Genomic DNA, 16513 nt, shown 5'->3' with positions numbered 1-16513 from the left:
GACCGATGAGTGCATCAGAACAATCAGCGGTGGTATGGACTCCGACAGAAACCACGTTGGCCGAGTCACGAATGGGCCGGTTTAAACACTGGCTCGAGCAAGACGGACACGGCCCATTTGCCGATTACCACGCGTTGCATCAGTGGTCGATCGACGAACTGGAAACCTTCTGGGAGAAAGTCTGGGACTACTGTGGGTTGATCTGTGATAAGCCGGCTACCCGGGTGTTGGGTAGCCGAAAAATGCCGGGTGCCGAATGGTTCCCGGGTATGAAACTGAACTTCGCTGCCAATTTGCTGCGCTGGGCGGATAATGATCATGCAGACAAAGAGGCGGTCGTCGCCTACTGTGAAACCCGCCCGGTATTGCGTAAAAGTTACCGTGAACTGAAAGCCGACGCCGGTGCACTGGAAGCCTTCCTGCGCAGCAAAGGCATTGGAAAAGGTGACCGGGTTGCCGGTGTTGTCACCAATGGCTATGAAGCGTTGGTGGGTATGCTGGCGGCCACCAGTATGGGTGCGATCTGGAGTTCCGCGTCACCGGATTTCGGAATTGGCGCGATCAACGACCGTTTCGGCCAGATTGAGCCGGCCGCGCTGATTGTGGTGAACGGTTACGGCTATGGCGGCAAAACTTTTGCACGTCAACAGGACTTTGCCGACCTGATTGCCGGCCTGCCCTCACTGAAAGCGGTTGTCAGTGTCCAGCAACTGCCTGACCAAGCGCCGGTATCCGGTGATCGGGTTACACCCTGGGAGCAGGCGCTTGAAGATGGTGCCGGACAAGCGCCATCATACACCCCGGTGGACCCGGATCATCCTGTGTACATCCTTTATTCGTCCGGAACCACCGGAAAACCCAAGTGCATCGTGCACGGCACCGCTGGCCTGCTGATCAACCACGCCAAAGAACTGATGCTACACGGCGATGTCGGCCCGGAAGACCGTTTCCTGTACTTCACCACCTGTGGCTGGATGATGTGGAACTGGCAAGCCTCGGCCTTGATGACCGGTGCCGCCGTGATCACCGTAGACGGCTCACCCGGCTACCCCAGCCTCGATGTCCTTTGGGACACCGTGGCCAAAGAGAAAGTCACCCATTACGGCACCAGCGCGCGCTTCATCGCCGGTTGCCGGAAAGCCGGGCTCAAACCTGCGAAGGCTCACGACCAAAGTGCCTTGCGCGTGGTTTTCTCCACCGGCTCGCCGCTGCTTCCGGAAGACTACGATTGGGTCTACAGTGATGGCGCACCGAACGTTTTGCTGGGCTCCATCGCCGGCGGCACCGACATCTGCGGCTGCTTCGTGGGCGCAACCCCGTTGCTGCCTGTGCGCCGGGGCGAAATCCAATGCCGCGTCCTGGGTGTCGATGCCGTTGCCTACAACGACGAAGGTCAGCCGGTCAGCAATGGCCGCGGTGAGCTCGTCTGCCGCCAGCCCCTACCGTCCATGCCTGTCAGCTTCTGGCAAGACCCGAACAGCGAACGCTACCAAGATGCCTACTTCAACACCTTCCCTGGTGTTTGGGCCCAAGGCGACTTCATCGAATTCACCGAACACGGCGGCGCCATCATCTACGGCCGCTCCGACGCCACCCTCAACCCCGGCGGCGTAAGAATCGGCACCGCCGAAATCTACCGACAGGTTGAAACCGTCGCAGAAGTCAAAGACAGTCTGGTGGTTGGCCGCCAGATCGAAGGCGACGTAGAAGTCGTCCTCTTCGTTGTCCCGGCCGAAGGCCAGAGCGTCACCGCGGACCTGATGAAAACCCTGAAAACCAAAATCCGAGAAGGCGCCAGCCCCAGACACGTGCCCAAGCACATCGTCGAAGTGCCCGACATTCCCTACACCCGGAGCGGGAAGAAAGTGGAACTGGCGGTGGCTCGGCTGATCAACGGTTCGAACAAAGCCGAAAACCGGGATGCTCTGGGTAACCCTGAAGCCTTGGATCAAATACGCGAGCGGTTGATGGAATCCGGCCTTTTGCCGGAATGACCTCAAAGCCCACCAAATGTTAGAAAGTTTCGTAAATTCCTGCCGTTTCATCACGTTGTAGCAGAAGATCTGGCATTATTCGTACGTTCTTATACTAAGATCGTAATCCATAAGCCGTAAAAAATGCTATCTTATTAGGTCTATCAAAAGTTCCGAATCAGTCATCGCCCCGGCCAGACGTTCACAAGACGACCGGCCTCGCCATGACCGTCCTGAACCCACCCCTTAGCCAGAGGACGAAAATGACCAAATCCAAGTCCAAGATCATCTACACCCTGACCGACGAAGCCCCCGCGCTAGCCACCCGGTCACTGCTCCCCATACTGGAAACCTTCGCCAAGCCGGCTGGTATCGAATTTGAAACCAGCGACATCTCCCTCGCGGCCCGTATTCTGGCAGGCTTCCCTGACTACCTTGAAGAAAACCAGCGCGTCACCGATGACTTGGCCGAATTGGGTGAATACACCAAAGACCCAGATGCCAACATCATCAAACTGCCGAACATCTCTGCCTCTATCCCGCAGTTGCGTGCAGCCATCAAAGAGCTGAACGAAAAAGGTTACAACGTCCCTGAGTACAAAGAGCACCCAGAGACCGACGAAGAAAAAGACATCCACGCCCGTTACTCCAAAGTATTGGGCAGTGCCGTAAACCCGGTTTTGCGTGAAGGTAACTCCGACCGCCGTGCCCCGGCCGCGGTAAAAGCCTTTGCTCGCAAGTACCCGCACACCATGGGCGAATGGAGTCCGGCGTCTCGTACCCACGTTGCCCACATGCGTGGCGGAGATTTCTACTCCAGCGAGCAGTCCGTGACTCTGGACAAGGCCACCAACGCCCGTATCGTCTTCGAGAACAAGAAAGGCGAACAGACCGTCCTGAAATCTGACCTGCCCCTGCAGGAAGGTGAAGTTGTCGACGGCATGTTCATGAGCAAGAAAGCGCTCTGCAAATTCTTCGAAGATGCGATCGAAGATTGCGAAAAGACCGGTGTGATGTTCTCCCTGCACGTCAAAGCAACCATGATGAAAATCTCTCACCCGATCGTGTTCGGTCACGCGGTGAAGATTTACTACAAAGAGTTGTTCGATAAGTACGGCGACCTGTTCGAAGAAATCGGTGTAAACCCGAACAACGGTCTGTCCTCCGTACTCGACAAAATCAAGCAGTTGCCAGAGTCGAAGCAGGAAGAAATTCAGGAAGCCCTGCACAAGACTTACGAGCACCGTCCGGAAATCGCGATGGTTGACTCGGTGAAAGGTGTGACCAACCTGCACGTGCCGAGCGACGTGATCGTTGATGCGTCCATGCCCGCCATGATCCGTAACTCCGGTAAAATGTGGGCCCGTGATGGCAAGCTTAAGGACACCAAGGCGGTAATGCCTGAGTCCACCTACGCCACCATCTATCAGGAAACCATCAACTTCTGTAAGACTCATGGTGCTTTTGATCCTACCACTATGGGTACCGTGCCGAACGTTGGCCTGATGGCACAGAAAGCTGAAGAATACGGCTCGCACGACAAGACCTTTGAAATCAAAGAAGAAGGAATTGTCCGCATCGTCGCTGAAGACGGTACCGTGCTGACCGAGCACAACGTGGAAGAAGGTGACATCTGGCGTGCTTGCCAGACCAAAGACCTGCCAATCCGCGACTGGGTCAAGCTGGCCGTTAACCGTGCCCGTGCCACCGGTATGCCTGCTGTGTTCTGGCTGGACGACGAGCGTGCTCACGATGCCGAACTGATCAAGAAGGTAAACACTTACCTGAAAGATCACGACACCGAAGGTCTGCACATCCGTATCGAATCGCCTGTACGTGCCATTCGCTGGACCATGGAGCGCCTGATTCGTGGCTTGGATACGATTTCCGTAACCGGCAACGTACTGCGTGACTACCTGACTGACCTGTTCCCGATTCTGGAACTGGGCACCAGTGCCAAGATGCTGTCCATCGTACCTCTGTTGAATGGCGGTGGTTTGTACGAGACCGGCGCTGGCGGTTCTGCGCCTAAGCACGTTCAGCAGTTGGTACAGGAAAATCACCTGCGCTGGGATTCATTGGGTGAGTTCCTGGCTACCGCGGTATCTCTGGATGAGTTGGGCGAGAAACACGACAACGCCCGCGCCCGTTTGTTGGGTCAGACCATGGACAAAGCGACTGAGCGCCTGCTGGAGAATAACCAGTCCCCATCCCGCGTCACCGGCGAGCTGGACAACCGTGGTTCTCACTTCCATCTGGCCCGTTACTGGGCAGAAGAGCTGTCCAAGCAGGACAGCGATCAAGAACTGAAGGAATTCTTCACCAAGTTGTCCAAGCAGTTGGAAGACAACAAGGACAAGATTCTGGAAGAGATGACCGTGGTTCAGGGTCACCCGGCCGATATCGGCGGGTACTACTATGCACCGGCGGACAAGGTCTCAGAAGTGATGCGCCCAAGCGCTACCTTCAACAAGATCCTTGAAGAAGCTGCTGCTTCAGTGAAATAAGGCTCGAAAACAGGCCGGGGGTAAAACCCCGGCCTGTTTTTTAGTCTTGCTGTAAATTTGCGAAACCCGCACCGGTCAGCTTTGCCAGATCGGCTGGGGCCAGTTCGATTTCCAACCCCCGTTTACCCGCACTGACGAAAATGGTGTCGTACTGTTCGGCAGTGGCATCAATGAACGTTTTCAAGCGTTTTTTCTGCCCTAGCGGGCTCACCCCGCCCAGTACATAGCCTGTACTTCGCTGCACCAGTTGTTTATCCGCCATGCCGGCTTTTTTGGCTTCTGCTGCTTTGGCGATCAGCTTTAGGCTAAGCATGCTGGTGACCGGCACTAAACCCACCGCCAGCTCTTTGCCGTCCAGCGCCACGACCAATGTTTTAAAGACCCGGTTTGGGTCAACGCCCATTTTGTCGGCGGCTTCGCTGCCGTAGCTTTCGGCCGACGGATCGTGTTCGTATTCGTGCACGGTGAAGCTGATTTTCGCTTTTTTAGCGGCGAGAATTCCGGGAGTCATAAGCAGTCCTGTTGCCTGAACGGTTTTCCGGAATTAAAACATGGACCGCTGCGCAGTTCACCCTCGCCCGAACACCGGCCAGCGCTCGGTGATTGCATCTGAGGTTGCGTCGTAAACCGCGAGGTCGCCAAATTCCAGCAAGACAGCCTCACTTTGGTGAGGGCGCAGGAATACCCGGTCCCCCACCTCGAGTGGAACGCCCTCTGCGAGGTTCAGCATTTCCTGATTGGTTGAGCGGCCATAGATGCTGTTGTGTACCAATCCCGGTGGAGATACCGGGCTGGCCTTCCAGTAGCCGCCATAGATAAACGCGGTGCGCGCATGATTGGGGTTCCACAGTGCTTGCAGTCGACCCAGCCCGGGTACTCCCGGGATGCGGGTTCGATCCAAAAGCTTCAGTACCGGTGTCGCAATGAACGCAGCGGGTTGGTGGTCGGCCAGGGTGGCCACATCGAAGTCAGTGGGCAGAACCAGCCCTGAACCTGCAGCCAGTTCGTTAGCGGGTATTCGCCCGGCCATCCCTTGATACAGCTGATAGGTCGTAGAGCCTCCGGTGTTCAGGGTCAGCTCTGAAATGCTGCGGCCCAAGGTCGCTTCTGCCGTGTCCACAAACTGCTGATAACGGGCCATGGCTTGGTCGCGCAGCCAGTTCGTCGGCCCGGGTGCTTTGGCAATATGGGGTTCATACCCCATGAAACCGCTGAAGGTCAGCCACGGCGAGCGTTCGATACGCGAGAGCGCCCAGACCAACGCATCCTGGCTGGCAAAACCGCCCCGGTGCAGGCCAATATCGATTTCAAGGTTTACCCGCATTGGTTGCTTGCGCTGCTCCGCCAGTTGCCGGTATTCAGCCAGCCTTGCCGGAGAATCCACTAACCATTGCAGTTGGTGATGGGGTTCGAATCCGCTTGGGGCGGCTTCGAGTTGCCGATAGAAGCGTGCAGCGCAGGTTGCCGGAAGCGGCTTACCAAGCAGAATGTCGGAGTCAGGCAGAGCACGTGCTACCTGGTTGAGGCTCGGCTGATGAAACAGCATCAGTTTCCGGGTGCCGGCAACCGCCATGACGTGTTGGAGCAATGGAACGGATGGGAGCGACTTGGCGACGATCCGGTAATCGAAATCCTTGCCGATGCGAGCGCTCAAAACGGCGATATTGTGATTTAAACGCTGGCGGTCGATCACCAGCGTCGGTGTTGCCAGGTCTTTGTCCCGCAGGGCTTTTTGTAGGGCCATAAAATAACGGGAGTGCCCGGCGGTTTGCGCTTCAGGCCTCAGTAAGCCGGTTGCCCCCAATCCACCCACTGCAACGCCGGCCAGCAGCAGTCTGCGGCGTTGTTTGCGAAACGCTTCGCTGTGAGCCATGTTGGTCTATCCCGCACTCGTGGGTTGGTTGAACAGACGAGCCAGATAGGGGTTCAGAAAACGGCCGTTCGGGTCGAGTGATTCTCTCACTTCGCAGAACGCCTGCCACTTTGGATACAGTGACTCGAAATCGGCACCCGTGAGGGTATTCAGTTTGCCCCAGTGTGGCCTTCCGCCATACCGCTTCAGAATGGGTTCCACGGCCTCGAACAAGGGGGTATGGTCTTCCTCAAAGAACCGGTGTACCGCGATGGAAACTGAATCGCGCTGGTAAAAAGGGCTGAGCCAGGCATCGTCGGCCTTTACAAACCTTACCTCAATGGGGAAAAACACCTCGGGGAATTGGCTTTCGATGGTATCGATCACCTCTCGAAGCGCAGCCTGCCAATGGTCTCTCGGCAGGTGGTATTCCATTTCATTGAAGCGCACGTTCCTGGCACTGGTGTAGTTCTGCCAGGAGGAGGCCACCTTAACCTCGGTGCCGAGGGTGCGCATGTAGCCACCGAGTATGAGCCGGCGCAGACGCGGCGACCACGACAGGTAATCGCGGGCTTGTTGCAGATCCCGGGCACCGTCGTTCTGATCGATGGCCTCGGTTTCAGATACCGGCTCATCGGTGATGTCGTGGGTGCTGGTGAAGCCCATGCCCGAGAACGGGATATAGAAGAATTCGTAGTTGCGGTGCGCCTTGGCGCGCGCGTCGGCGTTATTGAGAATGTCGTCGATGGCTAACCATTCGGTGGTTTTCTTTAGCCGGTATGGGCGCCGGTTCTGGAGGGTGACATCGGTTACGAAGCCCAAGCTGCCCAGCCCGACTCGTGCTGCCTGGAAGACGTCCGGGTTCTGCTCCCGGCTGCACTCCAACACCTCTCCCTGCGCGGTGACCAGTGTCAGGCCTTCAATATAGCCCGACAAGCTCATCAGTTCAGCCCCGGTGCCATGGGTCGCCGTTGCCAGTAAGCCGCCCAGCGATTGCTGATCGATGTCCGGCATGTTGAATAGTGCTTGGTTGATGCTTTCGAGCGGTTGGCCAAGTTGACCGAGCAGCGTGCCGGTGGCGATCCGGGCACGGCAAAGATCATCGTTGTGATCGAGGATACCGTTCAGGCGAGCCAGTGACACCAGCACATCGTTGGTGGGCACCAACGGCGAGAACGAATGGCCAGAACCAACAGGCCGAATAGTCGCGTTTTGATGGGCTGGGTTGTCCAGAATTTCCAACAGTTCGTTGACCGAACGCGGGGCCAGACGATGGCTCGGACTAGAACTCTGCGAGCCAGACCAGTTGCGCCAGGTCATTGTGCCTGCGGTGGTCGATTTTTGCCCGGAAGATATTCGGGCATGACCAATCTCGGGCCACCCTACTTGGCTGGCAATGGCGCTGCCTACCAGCAAATTCAGAAAGTGCCGTCGCTGCATGCTGTGCTCCTAAATCTGCGCCGGTGTCGCCATGAAGGTGATCAGAGCCTGAAATTCGGCGGCGTTGCAATCCATGCACAGGCCATAAGGGGGCATGCCACCCATGCCCGAGACGACGTTGTCCAGCAGTGTGTCCATGCCCTTTTCCATGCGCGGTTGCCACGCATTTTTATCCCCGGTCAGTGGCGCATCGGAGGTGCCGTTGCCATGGCAAGCCATGCAGGAACGCTGATAAATCTCGGCAGTTTCGGGGTTCTCGGGGGTGGCTGAGCGGGCGTACTCGATGATCTTTTCTGATGGGCCGGACGTATTGGTGCAGGCCGATGACAAGGTGATCGCCAGCAGCGCAAGAATAGCGCACGAAACAGATTTCAATGAAAAGTTGGATCGCATCATGATGTCTAAACGTAATTGAGTGTCACGTTTATTTTTGACTAACTCGACATTAAAAGCAAGCCAGACTCGACTCTGCACCCGACAGTGACTACTTTTTAAGAGAGCATAGGAGTGTCAGACAAGGTGTTTACATGAGTCAAGGGCGACCAGAGGACAACGGTACAGCGCCGCTGCAAGCTAACCGCAGCCCGCTGCGACGCGCGCTGTGGGCGGCCTTTGTGTACCTGTTGGTGGGTCTGGCCTGGATCGGGTTCTCGGATCAGTTGGCCGAGGCTTGGGTTCAGGATGCCCGCGCTCTGTCGGAAGTTCAAACCTGGAAGGGCTTTTTATTCGTTGGCGTGACGGGCATTACATTGTTCATCGTGATGTTTCGCCAGCTCCGTAAAGACCGGTTGCTTCTGATGGTACAGGTTCGTCAGCGTAAGGTTATGCGAGAGCATGAGCGCCAGTTGACGGTACTGTTGAACAATCTGCCCGGTATGGCCTTTCGCTTCAGAAATGATCAGTTAGGCAGTTTTATTTTTATTTCTGATGGGTGTGAAGAGTTGACCGGTTACAGCGCCGAAGAGCTGATGAGAAAAGGCTCACTCAGCAAATCGGGCCTGATGGGCGACGACAGCCGTTACGCGATTGCCCAAGAAGTAGCTGAATCGATTCGCCAGCAGGGGTTCTTTTCGATCGAGTTTCCGATTACCCGTAAAGACGGACGGGACCTATGGGTTTGGGCCCGAGGGACCGGTTTGACCGATGACGAAGGCTCCCGATTGTTAGAAGGGATCGTGCTGGACGTATCCAGGCAAAAGGCGTTGGAGCAAGAGCTGGAAGAGTTGGCCACAAAAGACCCGCTTACGGGGTTACTGAACCGTCGCGAACTGAGCCGTATTCTCGCCGAGGAATTAGAGCGCGCGCACCGTTATCACCGGTCATTAGCGATATTGTGGATCGATTTTGACCATTTTAAAAAAGTGAATGACAGATACGGCCATGCCGCCGGTGATCTTGTGTTATCGACCGCCAGCCGGATTCTGGATAGCAGTGTTCGTGGTGTAGATTCGGTGGGCCGGTTCGGAGGCGAAGAGTTTGTTGTCGTTTTGCCGGAGATGGGGCAAACCGAAGCTTTGGATACGGCCGAAAGGTTGCGACAAGCGGTGCGTGACAAGCCGGTGATTCTGGCGTCGGGTGATCAGGTTTCTGTCACTGCGAGTATTGGTATTGCCGTGTACCCGATACACGGTTCCTGTGTCGAAGAGTTGTCAGCAGAGGCCGATAAGGCGATGTATCGGGCCAAAATGCAGGGTCGTGACTGTGTAGCCATAGCGCAGCCGGCACGGCCCATACATAATGAAGCGACATAAGATCGTACTTCAGGGACAAGCAGCTCCCGGAGGAAGCGAAACCCGTCACTCTGATAATAAAGGCGCTTGTTATGCATTCACTCGCCCGCAGTGCTTTACACACCTGCAAGGTTCCCCGGGACCTTTCCTCCATCACCTTTCGTGACAGCGCAGGGGAAAACCCTGAGCGCGTTAATTTGTCTCAAGGTGCGGTTGAGTCGATTTGGCAGAGTGTAGAGTCGCTGTACCGTACCGGTGTTCATCCGGGGATACAGCTTTCGTTGAGGTACCGCGGCGAACAGGTATTGCATCGAGCCATTGGCCACGTTCACGGCAACGGTCCCAATGATGACTCGAATGTGCCGAAAACCCTGATGAGTACGGAAACCCCCATTTGCTATTTTTCGGCCTCCAAGGCCGTGACCGCATTACTCATCCATATGTTGGCGGAGCAAGGTCTGATTAACCTTATGGACCCTGTGTCTTACTACTGCCCGGAGTTTGCGAAGAACGGCAAGCGCACCATCACCGTTCACCAGATTTTGTCGCACCGGGGCGGTATTCCCGCAATTCCGAAAGACACCCCCATTGATGTTCTTTGGGACCGAGACGAAGTATGGCGTTTGCTGTGCGAGGCCAGGCCGGTCGAAGTGGACGGAGCCAAGGTGGCCTACCACGCGATTACCGGTGGCTTTGTGCTTCAGCGGGTGTTGGAGAAAGTCACCGGCGACACCATCGAGAATTATCTGGACAAGTATCTGCGCAAACCCATGGGTATGAAATGGTTCACCTACGGTGTGGCTCAGGACCAACTGCATGAATTGGCATCGAACTACGCCACCGGACCAACGCCCCGTTTCCCGGTGTCTTGGGTGGTGAACCGGGCTTTGGGTGGCGATATTAAAACTGTTGAGCAGGTAACCAATGATCCGCGTTTTCAGGAAGCGGTCATTCCGGCGGGTAATCTGTGTGGCACGGCTGAGGAAATGAACCGCTTTTTCCAGATGATGCTGGACGGTGGTATGTGGCAAGGTAAGCGTATTTGTAGCGAGATGACCATCCGCCGTGCTATCCAGCAATTCGGTTCCATGCAGCTGGACCGTACCATGTTGGTGCCCATGCGCTTTAGTGCCGGGATGATGCTGGGAGGCAACCCGGTTGGTCTCTGGGGGCCGCAAAGTCGCCATGCGTTTGGCCATATCGGTCTGATCAACAAAATGTGTTGGGCGGATTCCGCCAGGGATATCTCGGTCAGCCTGCTGAATACCGGGTTCCCGATTGTGGGTCATCACATCCCATCGCTTGCCCGGTTTGTCTACACTGTTACCAAGCAGTTTCCGATATTGCCGGAGCAAGATAGGCGGCTAACACCGGCATAAAATGAAACCTTTTTCATTTTATTGTTTTTTGTCTGACAGTTTGGCAAGATGGCAATCAGGTTTAGGATTGCCAATGATCTCAATGGATGAGGTGCCGCTGCATGAACCGATCAAATATACCGATACCTGATGCCTCTCGCGTAGAGCTGGGGCACTACGACAGTGTCCGCACTCACGTGCGGCAGCAAGTGTGCGATGAAGTCCGGAAATTGGAACGCCGGATCGAAACCTTGAAGCTGACCCAGGCTCCGCACGCCGAGATAATCATTTCAGCCTATGAGCGGATGATTGAGCGAAAACGGGGCTTTTTGCAAAATTGGGACATGTAATGCCTATTGGCGGTGAGCCGTAGGCACCGTATTCCAAACGACTTTTGCCTGATCTTCGCTCTGGTTGACACAGTAGTCTGGATTGGGAACGGTTGGCACATCCTCTGAATTTTCGTAATCGTCCGGATTGGCTTCCGGATCCTGTATTCTGGAAGGTTCGTCATTCGAGGTGTAGATCTGCACCTTGCTCATGGCATAGTTCAGCTCTACCCGCTGGCAATCGGGGTTGGCTTCCTCAAGGATTACCCCGTGGCGGCGGTAGTCGATGACGGGCTCTTTGCTGTTTTTGATAAACAGCGTATCTTTCTGTTCTTCCCCGATAAACTCCTGGCGTAACTCAATCCCCCCGTGATTTCGGCTAACAAAGTCAGCCGTGGCCAGTTCCGGTTTGTTGTAACCCGACGCGCTGAAATTCGGCGCACTGAAGCGTGCACCGGCGAGCAGGCTTACTAATTCTGGCTGCCGATCTTGTTGGGCCGTATCGACGCTGCGAGCTATGTATTGAATGGTGCGGTAGACCTTTTCATCCAAACTGCTTTCATTGCCCGTTTTCGGTACATAACGCCAGTCGAGCGTTTGGTAGCGCCACTCACGGTCGTTGAGCGCTTGCTGGGTGTTTGTGGCCGCTTGATCGGTGAAACGGATGCTGGCACCAGCACTGCGAGTGTTGTAAGTGCCCGCGGTACTTTGGCCGATACGGTCGCTGATGTACTGGCGTCCGTCGTCAAAGTTGTCTACCTCGCCCACACTGATGACCTGGTTCATCAAGTCGAGAGGATTCCGTACCCGGGTGTAACTTTTGCCATCCTCGGCCGGCGTGGCACCAATAAAATTATCGATATGGCGCCGGATGTCTTTAGCTGTTTCGCGATTTTCCGGGGTGGCATCAGTGCCGCTGGGTTCTATGCCGGAGTAGTAATCGTTGAACAGGGTGTGTTCGAGTGTTTCCGGTGCCTGAGGCGTGTTGGTGAGATCAAACGTTGAAAAGGTCAGATCCACATCGCTGGCCGGGTTCAGCGCCGACGAGCCCGAGCTGTCTGACCCGCAGCCCGTGACTGTGGCGAAGGCCATGGAAATCGTGGCATAGAGAAAAACAGATCTCATTTCGAGTGACCTCAGGGTGCGAAAACCATTGGGAACAGCTAAAGTGATGACTGCTGACAATAAACGATAAAGTGAACAGCTGCCCGCTCGGAGATCACATTTTGCAGCAACGGTTACGCGATACCTGGGTCCGGGTGCTCCTGATGGGCCTGTTTTTGGTTGTTATTGCTCTCCCTACTCAAACCCTTGCACAGCCTGGTTGTCGCGATGGCGTCTTGTCGTTGGGAGATGGCAGCGAAGGTATCCGGGATCTGAATGGCTGTCTAGCCTACCTTGAAGACCCTGATCAAAGCCTGAGCTTCGAGGAAGTGCGCAACCTGCCCCTTGGTCAATTCAATCGACACTACGAAGGCGTGCTCAATTTTGGTTACACGGAGTCGGCGTATTGGACGCGTCTTGATCTAAGCACAAAATACCTGCAGGGCCCTGCGGACTGGATGCTGGAGCTGGCTTTGCCGCTGGTGGACGATGTCCGCTTGTATGTGGTTCGTGAGGGTCGCTTGGTCGAAGAGCGCCGTGCCGGTTACTACGATAATTGGAGAGACCGGGATTTGGCGGTTCCTAACCCCACCTTTCGTTTGACCATGCAGCCTGATGCACCCACCACCATTTTTCTACGTGTCACGAACAAAAATACCTTCCGATTACCCATCACTCTGTGGCCGCGTGATGAGTACATTGCCAAAGTGGCTGTCGATGAGGTGATCCGGGGGATTTTGCTCGGCGCTATTCTTGCCATTCTTGCTTACAACCTGTTTGTCGCCGTTTCGGTTCGTGAGCCCAGTAATATCTATTACCTACTCTATCTGGTTTCGGCTGTGGCGTTTACGGCTACCGAGCAAGTGCACGGAATTCAGTTGTTCGATGTACGGCCGTTGCTACTGAGCAAGGAATATCTTCACTTTCACATTATTTTCACTTGGTTTTTCGGGCTGTTGTTCGCGCGGGCCTTGCTGGAAACACGGCAACGATCGCCAGACCTCGATAAGGTTTTGATGGTGAGCATGCATGCTGTGGTCGCCACGTTTGTAATGGCGCTGTTTATGCCATATTCGGTATCCATGGAATGGATTGTGGTGGCATCAATCGTCCTGAGCAGCATGCTGATCGTGGTGAGCTATCTGTCCTGGCGGTATTACAACCCGGCTGCTCGGGCGCACTTTTTTGCCTGGGCGGCGGCTTTGGTGGGTTTTGGCACCTATGGCTTCACCGTCATCGGCTATTTGCCTCTTAATACCTTCACCAGCTATACGCCTCAGCTCGGGATTACCGTCCAGGTTATTCTGTTTTCATTTGCGCTGGCAGACCGAATCAAGCAAGTACAGGGAGATGCACTGGCCTGGAACAAAAAGGCGCTGGCCAACCTTCAACGCTACCAGTCCTTGTTCGATAACGTGATTGAAGGTGTGTTCCAAATGTCTCCGGAGCGCCGTTTTGTAACCGCGAACCCGGCGATGGCGGAGTTGTTAGGTTACCGGAGCCGGCACGAACTGTTACAGGCCAATCCCGATGTACTGGAAACCTGTATTGCGGATGATCTGCTGAGACGATTGGTGGTCGATCAGTTGAAACGAACGGGCACGGTGAAAGGGGTGGAAGCCCAATACCTAACCCGGGGTGGCGAGGAGCGCTGGGCGACCATTTCGCTGCATACCGTGTATGACGCAGAAGGTACACCGATGCATTTGGAGGGTACCTGCATCGATACCACCGAAAGCCATCAGCGACTGCAGATTGAGCGGGAGCGAGAGCAAGAACGATTGGAAAAAGAGCTGGCGCGGAACTCGGCTCAAGCGAAAAGCCAGTTCCTGGCAAACATGAGTCACGAGATCCGGACACCGTTGGCGGCGATCATCGGATATGGCGAAACGCTGCTTGATGCCGATTTGAGCGAGAGCGAAAAGCGCAGCAGCGCAGAAACCGTTGTACGTAGCGGCCGGCATTTGCTTGAGTTGGTAAACGACATATTGGATCACTCAAAGATTGATGCCAACAAACTTGATGTCGATGTGGTGCCGGTGAACTTGCCGGAAATGCTGGAAGAGATTCGGGCATTTTTTGAGCCAAAAGCCAACGAGAAAGGCCTCGATTTCAGTATCATTTGTGACTATCCACTGCCTGAGAAAATTCAGACCGATCCTACGAGATTTCGGCAGATAATCATTAATTTGTGTGGAAATTCGCTGAAATTTACGGAAACGGGTTCGATCTCCCTGATTGTCCGATGTGATCGCGAGCGGGAGATGTTGCATGCCCGAGTTGTTGATACCGGCATCGGCATGAAGCCCGAGCAAATAGACCGATTGTTTGATCCGTTTGCCCAAGGCAGTAGTGCGATTGCCCGGCAATACGGTGGGAGTGGTTTAGGCTTGAGTATTTCGCTTCGCTTGGCCGAATTGTTGGGTGGCAGCATTCGGGTAGACAGCGTTTATGGTGAAGGCAGTGAATTTGAGGCAACCATTAGCACGGGCCCGTTGCATGACAGCCATTTCTTAAGGGACGCTTCTGAATTCATTGAACGGCGTCGAGCGATACCGATGGTGACCGCACCCATGCTGAGTGGTCGTATCCTTTGTGCTGAAGATAACGAGTTGAATCAACGGTTGGTATCGTTGCTGGTCGAACGAACGGGGGCCGAGCTGGTACATGTGCACAACGGTGCCGAGGCGTTTGAGCGGGCCACCAAAGAAGCCTTCGATCTCATCCTGATGGATATCCAGATGCCGGTCATGAACGGTCGCGACGCGACGCTGGCACTGCGGGAAGCCGGGGTAAATACCCCTATTGTCGCGCTGACAGCCAATGTGATGACGGAAGACATTGCCGAATATCGGAAGGCTGGGTGTAGCGGTTATTTAGCCAAACCCATCGATAAACAGCAGTTCTACCAAACTTTGGTGAAGTATTTGGGGCGGAATGCGGAGCCGGAGCCTACCTTGTATAACGGGCGGGTGCTGGTGGTGGAAGATAACGATGACAACCGGCGCTTGGTTGAGCGCATGCTCAAACGTATCGGTGCCGATCCCGTTCTAGTGGACAATGGTGAAGAGGCGGTACGCAGGGCCTTGGCCGATACAGTGCATCTGGTGCTGATGGATCGGTTTTTGCCGGGAATGGATGGTGTCGAAGCTACTCGGTTGTTGCGGAAAACGGGGTTCAGGCGCCCGATCATTGCTTTTACCGGAGGTGATCAGTCGGAAACGGACGCACTGCTGAGCGCGGGTTGCGATGGTGTTCTGCGCAAGCCCATCGACCACACGCACTTACAGGCATTGCTGGATCGTTACCTGAGCAGAGATGCAGACAATGCCGTTGATGAAGATATCGGCGATTTATCGTCGCGATTTCTGGCGGGGCTGGCCGACCGGCAAAAGCGCATGAACGACGCTTTGGCCAACCGAGACTTAACCGGTTTGGAGTTGGAGAACCATCAGATTAAGGGCACTGCCGGTGCCATGGGCTATCCGTTGCTGACAGAGCAGGCGGCGGTTCTGGAACAGCACATCCGAAGTGATGGCCCGGATTGGCAGCGTATTCACGCCGGGCTGGAAAAGCTTAACGACATGATTAACCGCGCCTTGGCAGAGACGGGTCAAGGGCTTGGTGATAACACAGGATCCGATGTATGAATCACAACCAACACCGCCAGGAACAGCATTCACTGAGCATGATGTACGGTACCTACGCTGACATCCTGTTCGTGCTTTTTCCGTTTTTGATCATTGCCATGCAGCGGCTTTGGGATGGCAATCTGTACCAAACCCTAATGCAGCCGGACCTCAGTATTGCCGCCATTATTCTAGCCGGCTTGGCGATGGGGAAGTTTGTATTGGGGTTGGTTACTAATCAGGATCTGGGGCGCTATAAAGAGCGTATAGTATTCTTTATAGCATTGACGCTGTTTTTGGTGTTGGGGCCGGCCATCATATTGTTGTTGAGCATGATGAGTAATGCTGAAATCCCCCGTTTTGTCGCTTTTGTGCAGCCGGTTTTATTGATCATTGCCATTTCGCTCTACTCCACCGCCGTGAGTATCGCCAACATTCTGACTCGTGGCGAGCCGGCAGAGCGGGACATGTCGCAGGTCTATTCAGACAGCTCTGTGTCTCGGGGGGTGGTGGACCATCCCCCGCTGGATTTGCCGAGGCGAACCGACAACGACGCGCACTGAATGGACAGATTAACAGGTGAGGTACTGT

At 55.1% G+C, this 16513-nt stretch carries 12 protein-coding genes; 7 read left to right on the top strand and 5 right to left on the bottom strand.

Annotation, left to right across the window (positions count from 1 at the left end; all coding sequences use genetic code 11):
• Positions 1-5: 5 nt before the first annotated feature.
• Together DOQ08_RS11430 and DOQ08_RS11425 are read left to right on the top strand one after the other, a co-directional pair.
• Positions 6-1994 (top strand): acetoacetate--CoA ligase, encoded by a 1989-nt coding sequence (locus DOQ08_RS11430; protein ID WP_114335051.1) that lies wholly within the window; start codon positions 6-8, stop codon positions 1992-1994.
• Positions 1995-2236: 242 nt separating this feature from the next.
• Positions 2237-4480 (top strand): NADP-dependent isocitrate dehydrogenase, encoded by a 2244-nt coding sequence (locus DOQ08_RS11425; protein WP_114335050.1) that lies wholly within the window; start codon positions 2237-2239, stop codon positions 4478-4480.
• A gap of 40 nt (positions 4481-4520) precedes the next feature.
• On the opposite strand, the gene ybaK is transcribed toward DOQ08_RS11425, so the two are convergent.
• From ybaK to DOQ08_RS11405, 4 genes are read right to left on the bottom strand one after another with little or no spacing between them, the layout of a single operon-like run.
• Positions 4521-4991, bottom strand: a complete 471-nt coding sequence (gene ybaK, locus DOQ08_RS11420) for a Cys-tRNA(Pro) deacylase (protein WP_114335049.1) — start codon at positions 4989-4991, stop codon at positions 4521-4523.
• 57 nt (positions 4992-5048) lie between these two features.
• Positions 5049-6353 (bottom strand): DSD1 family PLP-dependent enzyme, encoded by a 1305-nt coding sequence (locus tag DOQ08_RS11415; RefSeq protein WP_114335048.1) that lies wholly within the window; start codon positions 6351-6353, stop codon positions 5049-5051.
• Between the two features lie 6 nt (positions 6354-6359).
• A complete protein-coding gene (locus DOQ08_RS11410; RefSeq protein ID WP_114335047.1) occupies positions 6360-7772 on the bottom strand; it encodes a D-arabinono-1,4-lactone oxidase in 1413 nt (470 codons plus the stop codon).
• Positions 7773-7781: 9 nt separating this feature from the next.
• Positions 7782-8168 (bottom strand): c-type cytochrome, encoded by a 387-nt coding sequence (locus tag DOQ08_RS11405; protein ID WP_227537620.1) that lies wholly within the window; start codon positions 8166-8168, stop codon positions 7782-7784.
• 131 nt (positions 8169-8299) lie between these two features.
• Here DOQ08_RS11405 and DOQ08_RS11400 point away from each other — a divergent pair, with 131 nt between their 5' ends.
• The 3 genes from DOQ08_RS11400 (at position 8300) to DOQ08_RS11390 (ending at position 11210) form a co-directional block, all read left to right on the top strand.
• Positions 8300-9523, top strand: coding sequence for a sensor domain-containing diguanylate cyclase (locus tag DOQ08_RS11400; protein WP_114335045.1), 1224 nt, complete (start codon positions 8300-8302; stop codon positions 9521-9523).
• A 71-nt stretch (positions 9524-9594) separates the two neighbouring features.
• Positions 9595-10881: a serine hydrolase domain-containing protein gene (locus DOQ08_RS11395; protein ID WP_114335044.1), complete on the top strand. Its 1287-nt coding sequence runs from the start codon at positions 9595-9597 to the stop codon at positions 10879-10881.
• Between the two features lie 101 nt (positions 10882-10982).
• Positions 10983-11210 (top strand): hypothetical protein, encoded by a 228-nt coding sequence (locus DOQ08_RS11390; RefSeq protein WP_114335043.1) that lies wholly within the window; start codon positions 10983-10985, stop codon positions 11208-11210.
• Positions 11211-11213: 3 nt separating this feature from the next.
• Here DOQ08_RS11390 and DOQ08_RS11385 read toward each other — a convergent pair whose 3' ends face one another.
• Positions 11214-12314, bottom strand: coding sequence for a hypothetical protein (locus tag DOQ08_RS11385; RefSeq protein WP_114335042.1), 1101 nt, complete (start codon positions 12312-12314; stop codon positions 11214-11216).
• Between the two features lie 143 nt (positions 12315-12457).
• Between DOQ08_RS11385 and DOQ08_RS11380 the strand changes: the two genes are divergently transcribed.
• Positions 12458-15943: a response regulator gene (locus tag DOQ08_RS11380; RefSeq protein WP_114335491.1), complete on the top strand. Its 3486-nt coding sequence runs from the start codon at positions 12458-12460 to the stop codon at positions 15941-15943.
• Positions 15940-16485, top strand: coding sequence for a hypothetical protein (locus DOQ08_RS11375; RefSeq protein ID WP_114335041.1), 546 nt, complete (start codon positions 15940-15942; stop codon positions 16483-16485). Before DOQ08_RS11380 ends, DOQ08_RS11375 begins: the two co-directional genes overlap by 4 nt.
• Positions 16486-16513 lie beyond the last annotated feature (28 nt).

Origin of the sequence: Marinobacter litoralis, from assembly GCF_003336705.1 — a bacterium.
GTDB classification, from domain to species: Bacteria; Pseudomonadota; Gammaproteobacteria; order Pseudomonadales; family Oleiphilaceae; genus Marinobacter; species Marinobacter litoralis.
The sequence above is the reverse complement of the archived record's forward strand: the minus strand, read 5'-3'. Positions and strand labels throughout refer to the sequence as shown.

Coding starts and splice junctions, on each gene's coding strand:
- DOQ08_RS11430 (WP_114335051.1), top strand. CDS start 6: ATGAGTGCATCAGAACAATCAGCGGTGGTATGGACTCCGACAGAAACC.
- DOQ08_RS11425 (WP_114335050.1), top strand. CDS start 2,237: ATGACCAAATCCAAGTCCAAGATCATCTACACCCTGACCGACGAAGCC.
- ybaK (WP_114335049.1), bottom strand. CDS start 4,991: ATGACTCCCGGAATTCTCGCCGCTAAAAAAGCGAAAATCAGCTTCACC.
- DOQ08_RS11415 (WP_114335048.1), bottom strand. CDS start 6,353: ATGGCTCACAGCGAAGCGTTTCGCAAACAACGCCGCAGACTGCTGCTG.
- DOQ08_RS11410 (WP_114335047.1), bottom strand. CDS start 7,772: ATGCAGCGACGGCACTTTCTGAATTTGCTGGTAGGCAGCGCCATTGCC.
- DOQ08_RS11405 (WP_227537620.1), bottom strand. CDS start 8,168: ATGATGCGATCCAACTTTTCATTGAAATCTGTTTCGTGCGCTATTCTT.
- DOQ08_RS11400 (WP_114335045.1), top strand. CDS start 8,300: ATGAGTCAAGGGCGACCAGAGGACAACGGTACAGCGCCGCTGCAAGCT.
- DOQ08_RS11395 (WP_114335044.1), top strand. CDS start 9,595: ATGCATTCACTCGCCCGCAGTGCTTTACACACCTGCAAGGTTCCCCGG.
- DOQ08_RS11390 (WP_114335043.1), top strand. CDS start 10,983: ATGAACCGATCAAATATACCGATACCTGATGCCTCTCGCGTAGAGCTG.
- DOQ08_RS11385 (WP_114335042.1), bottom strand. CDS start 12,314: ATGAGATCTGTTTTTCTCTATGCCACGATTTCCATGGCCTTCGCCACA.
- DOQ08_RS11380 (WP_114335491.1), top strand. CDS start 12,458: ATGGGCCTGTTTTTGGTTGTTATTGCTCTCCCTACTCAAACCCTTGCA.
- DOQ08_RS11375 (WP_114335041.1), top strand. CDS start 15,940: ATGAATCACAACCAACACCGCCAGGAACAGCATTCACTGAGCATGATG.